The organism is Nocardia cyriacigeorgica, assembly GCF_029868385.1.
Lineage (GTDB): Bacteria > Actinomycetota > Actinomycetes > Mycobacteriales > Mycobacteriaceae > Nocardia > Nocardia cyriacigeorgica_F.
The window spans coordinates 1-13277 of the sequence record NZ_JARWNX010000056.1; the positions used below are offsets into that span (position 1 = coordinate 1).

Here is a 13277-nt window from a genome sequence, read left to right on the forward strand (position 1 = left end):
ATTTGACGATGATGTATTCGCCGCGGGCGTTGTCGATCGCGCTCAACGCGCTCGACCCCGTTGCGTTCCCGCAACTGCAATGCACGTTCAACCCCTGGCTCATCGGCGGAGGCGGCTCCCTCTAACCCCCCGAGACCGGCACCCACCAAGACCGGACGGCTATGACTCCGGCGACCGGTCCCGGTGGATGCCAGGCCGCCGCGCCGACTGTGCAGGCGGACGGGGACCCCTCAACCCGCCCCTGTCCCCGCATCGAGAGCCCGGTGGAAATGCCCACCGAATGGTCGCACCGCACCCGACCATTCGGTGGGCATGCGGCGTTCACCCCGACGGAATACGTTGCCCCGTCGTGGAATCGCACCGCAGCGTCGACGCCGATCAGTCGGCGAACACCTCGCCGAGATCGCCGTAGAGCCGCTGCACCGTGAACAGCGGCTGAACGCCGTAGGCGGTGTCGACCTCACGGATGGTGCCGAACACGCTGCCGGGGATCTCGAGCACCCGCCCGGTCTTCAGGTCGTAGCGGATCCGGATCTCGAAAGCGACGTCGATGCTCCCGTCCGCCTGCGGCGTCTCCAACAGCGAGGTCACGGTGTGTTTGATGCCGGTGCACCGGTCGAGCACGAACTGGATCGACGCCGCCGCGGCGTCACGCCCGGTGACCGGCTCCGCATTGGCGAAAGTCAGCTCGACGTCCTCGGTCATCAGGGCACACGCCTGCCGCAGCTGCTCCGGTTCGAGCGTATCGATGAGCGCGTAGTACTGCTGCACCAGTTCCCGCACGGACGGCGTCATGGTGGATCTCCTTCAACGATCTCGGCGACCGGTACCCAGATCAGCTGGGCACCAATCAGATTGAGCGACAAGACCGACGGTGTTCCGTCGTGCCGCCCACGGTAGTTGACCACCGCGAATCACGCGGCCGATCAACGGTGCCGGAGACGCTTGATCCAGAACTGCGGCCGCGTCGATCGACCACCGCGACCTGATCGTGCAGACCGTGGCCGGGTCGGCGCCGAGTGCTCGAACGAACCTGGGCGCCCAGCGAGTTGGCGATCTGTACCGCGAGAGGTCCGACGCCGCCCGCGGCCGCGGTGATCAGCACCCGCTGGCCGGGGCGACCCCGGCCACGTCGACCAGCATCTGCCACGCGGTGAGCCCGGCCAGCGGTAGCGCGACGTCTCCGGCATCGGTGCGAAGTGGCGGGCGGCTGCGGTGACGTATTCGGCGTGGGCGCCCGCAGCCTGCTCGCAACCGATGCCGCTGCCCTCGACCGCGACCCGCACTGACCGCCGCCGCTGCCAGGGCTCGCACGAGCGGGTGCTCGGAGCTGTTCCCGCTGGTGCCGCACGAGTTCACCGGACGCCGCCCCGACCATCCGCCGAGTCCGCGTGAACAGTGACAGGTGCAGCTGTCGGAGATTATTGCCGACAGCCGCGAGAAAAGAATTGTGGATATCTACGAGCAGTTCGCGGAGAACAACTGAAGAATACGAATTCGGCTCGATGGATAGCCGCGGCTCACTCGTCGTGTTCTGATTGGCCCGTCCCGAATCCGGGATGCGTCACAAAGCACAACCGAGGATTATCCTATGAATTCCAGAATCATCCGTTCGTTCGCCATCGCCGGGCTCGTGCTGTCGGCCACCGCACTCGGTGCCGGTACGGCCTCCGCGGAGGCCGCTACGGCCGCACCCGTTTCGGGCTCGGTGGAGGTGTGCGCCCCCATTCCGATCGGACCGCTGGAGCTCAGCCTCTGCCTGTGATCGGCAGACCCGAGTTGTCCGCGGCGGTGACGTACCTGCCCCGGTGCGTCACCGCCGCGCGGCGTAGGCGAATGTCGCTGCCGGTCATCCGATCCGGCGGCATTGTTGGAAACCATAACCGATCACACCATCCGTTCCCCCTTGTCACAATGGAAGGTTCGGACTGCGTGATCGGTCGTCGCGGTAGCGTGAATCCCTGCCCCAGTGGCCTGTGGGTGGGAAGGAATCACCATGTCTGTCGCAACCTCCGCCGAGCCGTTTCTCACCGCTTCGGGTGGGCTCGTCTCCACTCCACTGAAGGACGTACGGACCATTTCCCGCCAGATGGTGGGCCATTTCGTCGAAAACGTCGTGCCGTGCGCGACATTGCCGGGAGAAGCGCTCGATGGTGATATCACCGCCGTCACGAGAGTGTGCCTGGAATTGACCAAGAGCATGCTCGACGGGCGCGATCTTCCCGGTCGCACCGAACGAGTGCAGGACGCCGCCGCCGACTGGGCGCGCGAGGGCATCCCGATCGACACCATCCACCACGCGATCCACGAAGGCTTCAAACTAGCCTTCGACCTGCTGCTGGTGAACGGCACCCCGCATGATCACGACATCGTCGTCGGCGTCGCCCGGCGGCTGATGGACGCCCTGGAGATGATCAGTGCGGCGGTATCGGTGGCCTACGTTCGTGAACTGCGTTCCGCGGTCAGCGAACACCACACCGCCGTGCACACGTTGACCTCCGCGCTGCTGGGTGGACAGAGCACGTCGACCATGGCGCGGGAGTGCGGTATCGAGGTAGCCGACCGCTATCACGTGGTGGCGTTGGAACTTCCACCGCATGCCGAGGAACTCGACTCCGCGCTGGACGCGAAAGTGGTTGCGCGACGGAAACTGCGGCGGGTGCAGGCCGAACTGGCCGACCGCTGCGGCGGTAAGGTGCTGTCGCTGATGAGCGTCGACGGCGGGACGCTGCTGCTGCCCGATACCGAATTCGCCGATGCCGACCTGGATGAACTGGTCGCGCAGCTGTCCACGGCGGCCGAGGTGCCGGTCCGGGCGGTGGCGATGGCGGCGGCGCCGACCGAGATACCGCGCGTCGCCGAACAAGCCCACGAGCTGGTCGATATCGTGCAGCGGATCGGTGGCCAGAGCAAAGTGTATCGCCCACACGAATTGGCCTTCGAATATCAGCTGACCCGACCCGGTCCGGCGCGCGACTATCTCAGTTCGGTGCTCGATTCCCTCGAAGCGCATCCGGACCTGCTACAAACACTCGAAGTGCATATGTCGACGAATATGCAACGTTCCCGGTCGGCACGGAAACTCTACGTCCACACGAATACGGTCGATTATCGGTTGAAACGAATCGGCCAGATCACCGGATTCGACCCGAACGACGTCACCGGTCTCTGTTATCTGCGGGCCGCGCTCCTGATCCGAGCGCATCGCGCGGGAAGCACCGCCGAAGCAGGTTCGCCGCTCGGCTGAGACCGACGCCTGCGATCCCTGCGGCCACCGCGAGAGCTTCGCGGGCTCTGTACTCGCCCCCACCGGGCGGCACGCCATTGGGGTCTTCTGGAGCGAAGCGGACGCGCGTGAGTCCACGCGGAGGTCCGTCGTGTGCTCGCCGGAACGGAATCGAGTATCCGATTACGCGCGGTGTTGCGGCGTGCGATGTCACCGGTGCACGCGCCGTCGAACTGGCCGACACCCGCGAACCGGCGGATCGCCGGAGCGCAGCACGATATTCGCGCGGTCTGCGAGGAGATCGTCGCGCATCGACGCGCGGCCAGCGATCCGGGGTCGGACCTGATCGGCCGCCTGGTCGCGGCCCGCAGCGGCACCGAAGCGCTCTCCGATGACGAGATCCGGGATCAGGTGAAGATCTTCCTGCTGGCCGGCCACGACACCACGGCGACCGCGCTGATGTTCGCCCTGCGGTTGCTCGGCCTGTACCCGGCGGCCCAGCGGCGGCTGCGGGACGAGGTCGATCGGGTACCGGTGGCGGCGCGGGGGAGTGCGGCGGCGATACGCGAACTCACCTACACCACGATGGTGCTGAAGGAGACGACCCGGCTGTACCCGTCGGCCCCCTTCATCGCGCGCAACTGCGTCGACCACACCGCGGTGTGCGGATATGAGATCCCGGCCGGAGCAGATATCAACATCGCCACCTGGGTGATCCACCATCGCGATGACCTCTGGCCCGATCCCGGTCGCTTCGACCCGGAACGTTTCGCACCGGATGCGCCGCAGCAATCGCACCGGTTCGCCTGGATGCCGTTCGGTTTCGGCCCTCGCGGCTGCATCGGGCAGCGGTTCGCCATGCTGGAAGCCGCCGTCATCCTCGCCGGGCTGGTGCGTGAGTTCGAGTTCGTCACGCCACCCGGTGATATCGAGGTCACCGCTGATCTGGTTCTGCACCCCACGGGGGATGTGCCGTGTCGGTTGCGTCGGGTGACCAGCGGCGGCCTGTCCCGCCACAACCTATAGGCGGGACCTCGCGTGCTCGGTGAGGATGGTGGCGGGCTGGGCCGAATGGGCGACATGCCGAGTGGTAGCCGGCGCCGCAATCCCGTGGGAGCCGACCGACGCGTGGTTTCCTGAGGAGGTGACCGTTTCCGTTACCGGCCTCGGTAAGCAACGGGGGTCGAACCTGGCGCTCGCGACCTGGGTGTCCGCGATCAACTTCTGGGCCTGGAACATGATCGGCCCGCTATCCACCACCTACGCCGGTGATCTGTCGTTGAGCAGCGCCGAGACCTCGCTGCTGGTCGCCACGCCGATTCTGGTGGGATCGTTGGGCCGGATCGCGGTCGGCGCCCTCACCGACCGATATGGCGGGCGCGTCATGTTCATCGCGATCTCGGTCGCGTCCATCCTGCCCGTGCTGGCCGTCGGCGCGGCGGGGGCGGCCGAATCGTATCCGCTGCTGCTGGTCTTCGGTTTCTTCCTCGGCATCGCGGGCACCATCTTCGCGGTCGGTATCCCGTTCGCCAACAACTGGTACGAACCGGCCCGGCGCGGCTTCGCCACCGGCGTGTTCGGCGCCGGAATGGTCGGCACCGCACTGTCGGCGTTCTTCACACCACGGTTCGTCGATTGGTTCGGGGTATTCCCGACGCATGCGATCGTGGCCGTGGCGCTCGCGATCACCGCGGTGGTGTGTGTGCTGGTGATGGGTGATTCACCGGAATTCCATCCGAACACCGATCCGGTCGTTCCGAAATTGGCCGCCGCCCTCACACTGCGGGTGACCTGGGAGATGTCGTTCCTGTACGCGGTCGTGTTCGGCGGTTTCGTGGCGTTCAGCAACTATCTGCCCACCTACATCAAGACGATCTACGGATTCTCCGCCGTCGATGCCGGGGCCCGCACGGCCGCGTTCGCGCTGGCCGCGGTGATCGCCCGCCCGATCGGCGGTGCACTGGCCGACCGCATCCCACCGAAATATGTGGTCCTCGCCTCGTTCGCGGGGACCGCGGTGATGGCGTTCATCGCGGTGTTCCAGCCACCGCCGGATCTGTGGTCGGCCACCGATTTCATCCTGCTCGCCATCTTCCTCGGTATCGGCACCGGTGGCGTCTTCGCCTGGGTCGCCCGGCGCGCCCCGGCCCGGTCGGTCGGGTCGGTCACCGGTATCGTCGCCGCCGCGGGCGGCCTCGGCGGCTATTTTCCGCCGCTGGTCATGGGCGCCACCTACGATCCGGTCGACAACGACTACACCGTCGGTCTGCTGCTGCTCGTGGCGACCGCGATCATCGCACTGATCTACACCGCGGTGAAACTGCATGCCAGAGAGCCGGTTTCACCCGAAGTCCGATGAGACGACGGCCGGTCCGGCCGCACCGGCAGTGCGCGATCGATAGTCACGGTCGGTGGATCGCGCGGTGCGTTGTGCGGTGTCTCTAGGCGTGACCTCGGGTGTTGGTGAGGTCTCCAGACCAGATCTTGTTCGTCCGGTGCGGTGACCGCCGCGTTCTAGGTTGGTGCTGATTCACCAGCAGTCGACCAGCTGGAGGGCGCCGGTTCGGGCCGCGCGTCGGCCAGGACAGGAGCGTTCGCGTCACATGATCGGATCCGAAACAGCCCGCCGCGGATGGGTGCACGTCCTCGCGATCGCGGCAGTGGCCGCAGCCTCGGGAGTGGTCGCACTCGCACCGAGCGCGACGGCCGAGCCGACGTCCTCGATCACCGGATCGTGGGCGCTCGACGACCGGACGGTGCAGGTGCGGGTGCATTCGGCGTCGATGGATACCGACATCATGGTCAACGTGCAGCGTCCGGCGGACCGGTCGAAGCCCGCGCCGACGCTGTATCTGCTCAACGGCGGCGGTGGCGGCATGGACAGCGCGACCTGGCAGAAGAACACCGATGTGCTCGGTTTCCTGGCCGATAAGCAGGTGAATGTGGTGCAGCCGGTCGGTGGGCGGTGGAGCTACTACACCGATTGGCGTTCGCCGGATCCGAAATTGGGCGTGTACAAGTGGAAGACGTTCCTCACCGAGGAATTGCCGCCGCTGATCGACAGCGAATTCGACGCCACCGGCGTGAATGCCATCGCCGGTCTGTCGACCTCGGGGACCTCGGTGCTGCAATTGCCGATCGCGAAGCCGGGTCTGTACCGCGCGGTGGCCGCCTACAGCGGGTGCGCGCAGATCAGCGATCCGATCGGGCAGCAGTTCGTGAAGCTGGCGGTGGAGTCGTGGGGCGGCGGCGATACCGAGAACATGTACGGTCCGCCGGGTGATCCGATGTGGGCGGCCAACGATCCCTACCTCAACGCCGAAGGACTGCGTGGGCTGAAGCTGTTCATCTCCACCGGGACCGGCGTTCCCGGCATGTATGACACCTTCAACGGCGCGTACGCCCAGCCGGGCCCCCGTGGTTTCGCCAATCAGCTGGTGCTCGGCGGGCTGATCGAGGCCGCCGTGAACTGGTGCACCCACAACCTGCGTGGTCGGCTGGACCAGCTCGCCATCCCCGCCACCTACGACTTCCAGCCCACGGGTACCCACTCATGGGGATACTGGCAGCAGGCGATGAAGGACTCCTGGCCGGTGCTGGCCGAGGGCCTCGGGCTGCCGCGATGACCGCGCGCACGGGTGGTCGGGGGGCGACCGGTATGGGTAGCATCGTCCCGGCCGAGCCGACCCGGGACCTCCGGGTCTCGCCCGGCCCGTGCCCTGCGCTGGAAGGTGTGCTGGCCGCACCGGCCGTGTTCGGCGCGGGACCAGCGATGAGAAACCGATAGGGGCGCCGAGATGCAACCGGCACTGCGATGTCTGGTCTGGGAACTGGACAACACGCTGTGGGACGGCGTCGTCTATGACGGCACTGTCGGGGCGCTGGATCGCTCAGCGCTGCGCACGCTGCGCATGCTGAGCGAGCGCGGCATATGGCATGCGGTGGCCAGCCGCGGCGATCGCGGGCGCACCGTGGAGATGCTGCGCAGGCACGGGCTGCACGAGATGTTCTCCGCGGTCGAGATCGGTTGGGGCCGCAAATCGTCGGCCATCGTCCGGATCAGCCACACCCTCGGCCTGCGCCTGGACTCGATCGGCTTCGTCGACCCCGAACCGGTCGAACGCGCGGAGGTCGCGCGAGCCTTGCCGCTGGTGCGCTGCTACGCCGCCCGCAACGCCGGTACCCTGCTCGACCACCCCGACTTCCGGCCGGTGGTGCGCCCCGACCGCGACCTGACCCCGCCGCTCGGGTTCGCGCGGGTGCCCGCCCGATAGTCCGGGCGGAGGAATGCCCGCGCGGTGGCACGACCATATCGGCTCCCATTGATGGGAGACCGTGGACATCTGGCCGTGTCGTAGGCTGCCGCGACGTACACGTTTCGGTGAGCGATGTCCTCGTCGCCCGTTGCCGCGTGTCCGAGCCAGTGCTCGGTTCTGTTGGGTGAAATTGGAGGATGTGTGGCCGAACCCCGGAATCGGCTGGGTCACGAGGATTCGTGGACTGTTCCGGCGAACTGGTGGCGCAGGGCATCGCCATTTCGGGGGCTGGGCCCGCGGCGGCAGTTGACTTCTCAGCCGCGAATTCCGGTGACGCCCACTGAACTCGCGCCCTACCGCCGGGTGATCGAGGGTGCCCTTGCGTGCCCGAGCAACAGTGGTGCGTATTGGCTTTCCACGGCGGGGAAAGAGTTTCTCGATTCACGCGTATCCGCGAAAGGTGCGGCGGTGGTTTGCGCTCTGCTGCACTCGGAGCAGAGCAGTCTGGCTGATACATGGGTGGCCGAATACGGGCTCGACTTCGCGGCGGAGGCGGCTGTGTGGATGTCCGGGGTCGGACTGTCGAACTCGGTTGTCTCGGGGCCCGGCGGCGGTACGTGGAATCCCATCCATCTGGCCGCGCCGGAGCCGAACGAAGCCGGACCATTGCGTGCCTACACTGTGTTGCGGCGGGTTCGGGGGCACCTGGCGTGTGCATCCGAAGAGAGTTACCAGACCGCTGTTCAACGCCTGGGTGCGCTGCGCGGCGTGGCCGGTGGCCGAGGGGAGTCCGGTCATGTCGGTGACCTGTGGGTACGGGTGGCTACGTCGTATCTGCTTCCGACCGAACAGGCGTGGATCGACGCAGATCTCGACGCGATGCCGATCGACAGACTTCGCCACTCACCTACTGAGCGGCACCCGCGCTGGTACAGCAATGACTTCGGGGCTTCATCGGTTCCGTCTGATTCCTCGGACTCGCTCGCCCTGCTGGCGGCGTCGGCCACCACTGCCGAGCAGCTCACCCGCATCACCGGATCAGTGGAGCCAGCCCGCCTTTTCCGTCACGTGCACAATATCGCGACTCAGATAGGTCCGGCTGCCGCCGACGTCATCGCCGCGATGCTGGATGCCAGGCTTCATGCACCCTACGGTTGGGGCGCTCGTCAACACTCCACGGGCGAACTCGCCGATATGCTGTCCCGATTTCCGACCGACGTCGCGATGGAACTACTCCGGGCGCGCGCCGATAACGGGCTGGTGTTTTCCGCACTGTCCAGAGCTGCGAGCCGGTTCCCGCGCCGTGCGATGCGGCTGCTGTCCGCCGATACCGCCCACCCGGCCTCCGCCCACATTGTTCAGGCCCTCGAAAGTCGCGAACCGCGGGCCATTCGCGATGCACTGGCCGACCAGAGTGATGAACCCGGACATCTGCGCAACGCCGAACCGCATGAATTGCCGGATGTCCTGGCTGCCCCGCCCTGGCATCGCAGACCTCGGCCGCTACAGCACGTCGGCGATCGTCAACTTGCAGCACCCGCACTCCACACCATTGCCCACCACAGCGTAATAGACGGCGCTGCAACAGATTACGACGATCATGCCCATGCGGCCATCACCGCGATCGTGGGTGATGATGCGATACTGTCGCTACCCCGTCGGATTCCGCGACTGCCGGCGTGGCTCGTAACCAGCCTGCTTCCTCCCATCGTCCTGGCAGACGGTAGCGCGGTATTGCCGGAATCCGCGGTGGAAGACCTCTGCACGATGCTGATGATGTGCCGCCCCGGAGGGCTGTACGCCGGGGTTCGGGTTGTCGCGAAGACGGTGGATCCGGTGTCGCTGGCGGAGTTCGCATGGGCCCTGTACGAGGCGTGGATGTTGGCCGGTTGCCCCCACCGTGACAAATGGGTGTTGTATGCGCAGGGCATGGTCGGGAACGCAGACACCGCACGCCGACTATGTCGGCAGATCCTCAGGGGCGGATGGCGGACCGGAGAGTCTTCCCGGGCCGCGCTCGACGCGATCACGGCTATCGGTGGTGATGAGGCGCTCACCTGTCTGCGTGCCATCGTCTCCGCCTCATCCAGCGGTTTGGCCCGTAAGGCAGGGCGCCGGATCCGCGAGCTGACGGAACCGGACAGCGTGGCGTGACAGCTACCCGCTGTCACGCCATATCCCTTGGCTCTCTGCGGTGGCTACCGGAACCCCCTCGATGCGCCGAGTCGCAGCGACATCGAGGGCCGGTCGACGATCTCAGCCCCGTGCGCCGCGCCGGATGAAGGTCGCCGCCTGCTCACCGATGAGCACCGACGGCGCATGTGTATGCCCGCGCACCAGTACCGGCATCACCGAGGCGTCCGCGACGCGCAGACCCTGCACACCGCGCACCTCGAGCTGCGGGGTGACGACGCTGGCGGAATCGCTGCCCATCCGGCACGTGCCCGCCGGGTGGTACAGGGTGTGCGAATAGCTGGTGAGCGTCAGTGCCAAGGTCTCTTCGATATCGGTCGGCGCCTGCGGCGGGTAGATGATCGGTCCGAGTACCGATTTCAGCGCCGGAGCCTGCGCGAGCCGCACGCAGGTGCGCAGTCCGGACAGGATGGCGGCTCGATCGGCGCCGTCGGGGTCCGACAGATAGCGCGGGTCGATGATCGGCTTGGCCGCCGGATCACTGGAGGCGAGCGCGATCCGGCCGCGACTGTGTGGACGCAACAACACCGTCGCCAGCACCACACCGTGCTCGGTGGGCTCACGCAACCCCTCGTAGAAGAACGGTGCGGGCGCGAAGACCAGTTCCAGATCGGGCAGCGCCAACTCCGGGTTGCTGCGCAGGAAGCCGTAGGCCTCACCGACATTGGAGGTGAGCATCCCGCGATGACGCAGCAGATAATCCAGCAGCTGACGCGGCTTCTCGGCGGCGAACAGTGAATCGGAGCCGACACCGTAGCCGACGGCAGACACGAGATGGTCCTGCAAATTGGCGCCGACCTCCGGCGCGTGCTGCACCGTCTCGATGCCGTGGCGGGCCAGCTCTTCCCGGTCGCCGATGCCGGAGAGCATGAGCAGTTGCGGGCTGTTGATCGCCCCACCACACAGCACCACCTCGCGCCGCGCGGTCGCGGTGAACGTGGCATCGCCCTGCCGGAACTCGACGCCGGTGGCGCGGGTGCCGTCGAACAGCACACGCGTGGCGAGCGCTTCGGAGCGCACGATCAGATTCGGCCTGCGCAGCGCCGGACGCAGATAGGCGTCGGCCGTGCTCCATCGCCTGCCACCGTGCTGGGTGACCATGGTCTGGCTGAAGCCCTCCGGCTCCGGCCGGTTCGCGGGTTCGACCGTGAAACCGGATTCGCGCACCGCCTCCAGATAGGCGGCGGTGATCCCGCGCGGGCTGCGCTGATGGGAGATGTGCAGCGGGCCGTCGGTGCCCTCGTCGGGATACTGCGCGCCCTCGACGTTCTCGATGCGGCGGAACTGCTCGACGACCTTGGCGAAACTCCAGTCGTCACCGGCCAGCGACGCCCATTCGTCGTAGTCGGCACGGAACCCGCGCACCCACATCATGGCATTCATCGACGACGACCCGCCGAAGGTCTTACCGCGCGGCCAGTAGATCTGCCTGCCATCGAGTTCCGGTTGCGGTTCGGTCAGGTAATCCCAGTCCACCTCGGTGCGGAACAGCTTGGAGAAACCGGCCGGAATATGGATGAACTTGTTCTTGTCCCGCGGCCCCGCCTCCAGCAGCACCACCGTGGTATCGGGATCGTCACTGAGCCGCGCGGCCAGCGCCGCGCCCGCCGACCCCGCTCCGACGATCACATAGTCCGCAGTGACCTCACCTGTACCCACTGTTCATCTCCGATCGCATTGTGTACGGCAAACATACGAGCACGTGGCGGCCACCGGGGCGGGATTGCGGCATCTGCGGCCGATCACCGCGGCCGGTGCCGCCCGAGACGTCGCGCCCCGCCGGCGGAGGTGCCTGCGGGGCGCGACGGGGACGGCCGATCAGCCTGCCGCGGTGGTGCTGTCGGTACGGCGGGCCGGAACGGTGGGCAGCTTCAACGCGGTGGGAGCAGTCGCGGGGACGACCGGCTGGTGCGGTGCGATCGGAGCGATGCGCTGATAGGGCAGGCCCTGGGCGGGTCGCTGGTCCTGTTCACCCTTGTTGGGCCAGTAGGCGGCCGCGCGTTCGGCTTGGGCGGTAATGGTCAGCGACGGGTTGACACCGAGATTGGCGGAAACGGCGGCGCCGTCGACGACGCTGAGCGTCGGATAGCCGTAGACGCGGTGGTAGGCGTCGATGACGCCGGAGTCGCGATCGGCGCCGATGGCCGCACCACCGAGGAAGTGCGCGGTGAGCGGGATATTGAACACCTCACCCCAGGTGCCGCCCGCGACACCGCCGATCTTCTCGGCGACCTGCCGGGTGACCGCATTGCCCGCCGGAATCCAGGTCGGGTTCGGTTCACCGTGGCCCTGTTTGGAGGTGAGCTTGCGGCCGAACAATCCGCGCTTGGTGTAGGTGGTGATGGAATTGTCCAGATGCTGCATGACCAGCGAGATGATGGTGCGCTCACTCCAATTGCGCACACTCAGGAAGCTCAACAGCGTCAACGGATGCAGTAGGGCGATACCGAGGAAGCGCAGCCAACGGGGGACACGTCCACCGCCGTCGACCATGAGGGTTTGCAGTAGACCCATCGAGTTCGAGCCCTTGCCGTAGCGGACCGGTTCGATATGGGTGTCCGGAGTGGGGTGGATCGAGGACGTGATCGCCACACCCTTGGTGAAATCCCGGCCAGGGACGACCTTCTTGGTCGCCGCACCCACGATGGACTCGGAGTTGGTGCGGGTGAGCACACCGAGCTGATCCGACACCTCGGGCAGCACACCCTGATCACGCATGGCGTGCAGCAGTTTCTGCGTGCCGAGGGTGCCCGCGGCGAGCACCACATTGCGCGCGGTGTAGGTCGCGGGGCTCTTACGCACCCACGCGCCGGTGCGTTCGGTCGCCACCTCCCAGCTGCCGTCGGACTGCGGGCGCAGGGCGGTGACCGTCGTCATCGGAATGACCTGCGCGCCCGCCTTTTCCGCGAGGTACAGGTAGTTCTTCACCAGGGTGTTCTTGGCGCCGAACTTGCAGCCGACCATGCAGTCACCGCATTCCAGGCATCCGGTGCGCTCGGGGCCGACACCGCCGAAATAGGGGTCTTCGACAGTCTTGCCCGGCTCGCCGAAGAACACACCGACTGGCGTCTGCACGAAGGTATCGCCGCACCCCATATCCTCGGCGACCTGCTTGAACACTTCGTCGGCGGGCGTCATATGCGGATTCTGCACGACACCGAGCATCTTCTGCGCCTGCTCGTAGTACGGGGTCAGCTCATCGCGCCAGTCGGTGATCTCGCGCCACTGGGCGTCCTGGAAGAACGGCTCCGGTGGCACGTAGAGGGTGTTGGCGTAGTTGAGCGATCCGCCGCCGACTCCGGCGCCGCCGAGGATCAGCACATCGCGCAGCGGATGAATGCGCTGGATGCCGTAGCAGCCGAGCTTGGGCGCCCACAGGAATTTGCGCAGATCCCAGCTGGTCTTGGGCAGTTCGTCGTCGGCGAAGCGGCGGCCCGCCTCGATGACAGCGACCTTGTAGCCCTTCTCCACCAGTCGCAGCGCCGTGACGCTGCCGCCGAATCCGGACCCGACGATGAGTACGTCGTAGTCCGTCGCGTGCTTGGACATGGGGAACTCCTCGGTCGGCGTCGGCAGTGACGCCGGTTACGCTAATGACGACA

Annotated in this window: 10 protein-coding genes and 1 pseudogene; 8 read left to right on the top strand and 3 right to left on the bottom strand. The window is 66.7% G+C overall.

Annotation, left to right across the window (positions count from 1 at the left end; all coding sequences use genetic code 11):
- Positions 1 to 125 (top strand): annotated as a pseudogene (locus QH168_RS17900) (lipase); the annotation flags it as partial.
- 253 nt (positions 126 to 378) lie between these two features.
- Here QH168_RS17900 and QH168_RS17905 read toward each other — a convergent pair.
- Complete coding sequence (locus QH168_RS17905; protein ID WP_280235830.1) at positions 379 to 795, bottom strand: nuclear transport factor 2 family protein; 417 nt, start codon at positions 793 to 795, stop codon at positions 379 to 381.
- Between the two features lie 796 nt (positions 796 to 1591).
- On the opposite strand from QH168_RS17905, the gene QH168_RS17915 reads away from it, so the two are divergent.
- The 7 genes from QH168_RS17915 to QH168_RS17945 all read left to right on the top strand — a co-directional run bounded on the left by QH168_RS17915 (position 1592) and on the right by QH168_RS17945 (position 9636).
- A complete protein-coding gene (locus tag QH168_RS17915) occupies positions 1592 to 1765 on the top strand; it encodes a hypothetical protein (RefSeq protein ID WP_280235832.1) in 174 nt (57 codons plus the stop codon).
- A 231-nt stretch (positions 1766 to 1996) separates the two neighbouring features.
- On the top strand, positions 1997 to 3247 hold the full coding sequence (locus QH168_RS17920) for a PucR family transcriptional regulator (protein ID WP_280235833.1): 1251 nt from the start codon (positions 1997 to 1999) through the stop codon (positions 3245 to 3247).
- Positions 3248 to 3379: 132 nt separating this feature from the next.
- Positions 3380 to 4252: a cytochrome P450 gene (locus QH168_RS17925; protein WP_280235834.1), complete on the top strand. Its 873-nt coding sequence runs from the start codon at positions 3380 to 3382 to the stop codon at positions 4250 to 4252.
- A gap of 118 nt (positions 4253 to 4370) precedes the next feature.
- The gene (locus QH168_RS17930) at positions 4371 to 5585 is read left to right on the top strand and encodes a nitrate/nitrite transporter (protein WP_280235835.1); all 1215 of its coding nucleotides are present in this window, start codon (positions 4371 to 4373) and stop codon (positions 5583 to 5585) included.
- A 244-nt stretch (positions 5586 to 5829) separates the two neighbouring features.
- Positions 5830 to 6852, top strand: coding sequence for an alpha/beta hydrolase (locus QH168_RS17935; protein WP_280235836.1), 1023 nt, complete (start codon positions 5830 to 5832; stop codon positions 6850 to 6852).
- 171 nt (positions 6853 to 7023) lie between these two features.
- Positions 7024 to 7500, top strand: a complete 477-nt coding sequence (locus QH168_RS17940; RefSeq protein WP_280235837.1) for an HAD-IIIC family phosphatase — start codon at positions 7024 to 7026, stop codon at positions 7498 to 7500.
- Positions 7501 to 7812: 312 nt separating this feature from the next.
- Positions 7813 to 9636 carry a hypothetical protein gene (locus tag QH168_RS17945; protein ID WP_280235838.1) on the top strand — a complete coding sequence of 608 codons (1824 nt, stop codon included), beginning with the start codon at positions 7813 to 7815 and terminating at the stop codon, positions 9634 to 9636.
- Between the two features lie 102 nt (positions 9637 to 9738).
- Here QH168_RS17945 and QH168_RS17950 read toward each other — a convergent pair whose 3' ends face one another.
- Together QH168_RS17950 and QH168_RS17955 are read right to left on the bottom strand one after the other, a co-directional pair.
- A complete protein-coding gene (locus QH168_RS17950) occupies positions 9739 to 11334 on the bottom strand; it encodes a GMC family oxidoreductase (RefSeq protein ID WP_280235839.1) in 1596 nt (531 codons plus the stop codon).
- 159 nt (positions 11335 to 11493) lie between these two features.
- Positions 11494 to 13224, bottom strand: coding sequence for a GMC family oxidoreductase (locus tag QH168_RS17955; RefSeq protein ID WP_280235840.1), 1731 nt, complete (start codon positions 13222 to 13224; stop codon positions 11494 to 11496).
- Between the last annotated feature and the right edge of the window lie 53 nt (positions 13225 to 13277).